This window comes from Loigolactobacillus zhaoyuanensis (assembly GCF_003946385.1).
Taxonomy (GTDB): domain Bacteria; phylum Bacillota; class Bacilli; order Lactobacillales; family Lactobacillaceae; genus Loigolactobacillus; species Loigolactobacillus zhaoyuanensis.
Genome location: NZ_RHOE01000143.1, coordinates 1 through 1366 on the forward strand (window position 1 = coordinate 1; position 1366 = coordinate 1366).

The 1366-nt window shown below is 38.5% G+C and carries 4 protein-coding genes; all 4 read left to right on the forward strand.

Features of this window, described 5'->3' with window-relative positions:
- Positions 1 to 118: IS3 family transposase (locus EKM76_RS13285; RefSeq protein WP_164507606.1), on the forward strand; the 118-nt coding region annotated here is incomplete at its 5' end.
- On the forward strand, positions 90 to 587 hold the full coding sequence (locus tag EKM76_RS13290; protein WP_225417953.1) for a conjugal transfer protein: 498 nt from the start codon (positions 90 to 92) through the stop codon (positions 585 to 587). The genes EKM76_RS13285 and EKM76_RS13290, both read left to right, overlap by 29 nt.
- Before the next feature lie 139 nt (positions 588 to 726).
- Positions 727 to 891 (forward strand): DUF2933 domain-containing protein, encoded by a 165-nt coding sequence (locus tag EKM76_RS13295; protein WP_003688746.1) that lies wholly within the window; start codon positions 727 to 729, stop codon positions 889 to 891.
- Between the two features lie 18 nt (positions 892 to 909).
- Positions 910 to 1206, forward strand: a complete 297-nt coding sequence (locus EKM76_RS13300; RefSeq protein ID WP_002817475.1) for a hypothetical protein — start codon at positions 910 to 912, stop codon at positions 1204 to 1206.
- The last annotated feature ends 160 nt before the right edge of the window (positions 1207 to 1366 follow it).

The window sequence follows — 1366 nt, forward strand, 5'->3', positions numbered from 1 at the left end:
ATTAACTTTAGCCGTATCGAACTGGATTCAATATTATAATGTCACACGAATCAAAACAAAACTGGGTGGTAAGAGCCCGGTTAAATACCGTGTTCTTACCACCCAGAAAGTCGCTTAAAGTTTCGTCCAATATTTGGGGTTCACTTCACTCTCAAGCAATCGAATCCACCTACTCATTAAATGTTATGAAAAATAAAGATGGTGATATGGTGATCGTGACCAACCCAACAATTGCGGCAGCTCCGACTAAGGCCAAAGCAACGGAAAAACAACTTCAAACGGACAGCTCGATTGATGCCGAAACCACTAGCAGCATCACTAAATTTCTAACGACTTTCTTCACACTGTATCCTAGTGGCACCGCCAGTGAACTGAAATATTATGTCGATGGCGGTACAAAGCCATTAAATAAAGACTATCGTTTTGCGGAATTAGTTAATCCGACCTTCCATCGTCAAGGAGATAATATTCGCGTTGACGCAACCGTGAGGTTTCTTGATAGTGAAACTGATATGACCCAATATTCGCAGTACACACTTATTTTAGAAAAAGCAGGAACAAATTGGACCATTAAATCTGGTTTGTAGGAAACAAAAACACGACACTCATTTGAATGTCGTGTATACATAATAATATTCATAACTATGTAAAAATTCCCGACAACATAAAAACAACACACTTCCAATTTATACTTATTATAGAAACAAAGCAAAAGGAAGTGAAACTATGTCACAATGGATTCTGATAGCCCTTTTTCTTCTAGCACACCCACTCATGATGCTATTTATGCACAAGGGTATGCACGGTGGCTCTGGTAGTATGGGCGGCTGTGGAAACAACACTCAACAAAATTCCAATAATACTGAAAAGCCACGTAAAAAAGTCAATTAACTTGGGGGTATATATTATATGAAAATATTAACTGGTAGTCGCGGTGATGAGGTCCATGAACACCTTTACGAAAATGGTCAAAGACGGGTTGGTCATCGTATACTAAAGAAAAATACAGTGACAAACAACGGAGAATTTCACCCTGTACCTGGAAATATAGTTCTCATTCCCTTAAAAGGGACGGTGAAACTGACCACACCAGATCAAGAATGTACAATCAAAAATGGTCAACTTGCAATACTTGGACCAACTGATAGTTTTTACTTAACTGCAATTGATGATGTTGAATTTGTCGGTGTTGTTGATATTAAATAGCTCAAAAAGAGTCCCAAATTGCAAGAACAAATTAGCCACACGATAAATCCTATTAAATCAGTATTTTCATTAATATTCATATTTTATGGGCTTAACTTAACCGGCGGAAGCAGCGGAGAAAAGCTCTTTGGGTGTTTGATAGCCAGTTTGCCGGCGCGGT

Excerpts from the sequence above, each read along its gene's own strand:
- EKM76_RS13300 (WP_002817475.1), top strand. The coding sequence starts at position 910 with ATGAAAATATTAACTGGTAGTCGCGGTGATGAGGTCCATGAACACCTT.
- EKM76_RS13295 (WP_003688746.1), top strand. The coding sequence starts at position 727 with ATGTCACAATGGATTCTGATAGCCCTTTTTCTTCTAGCACACCCACTC.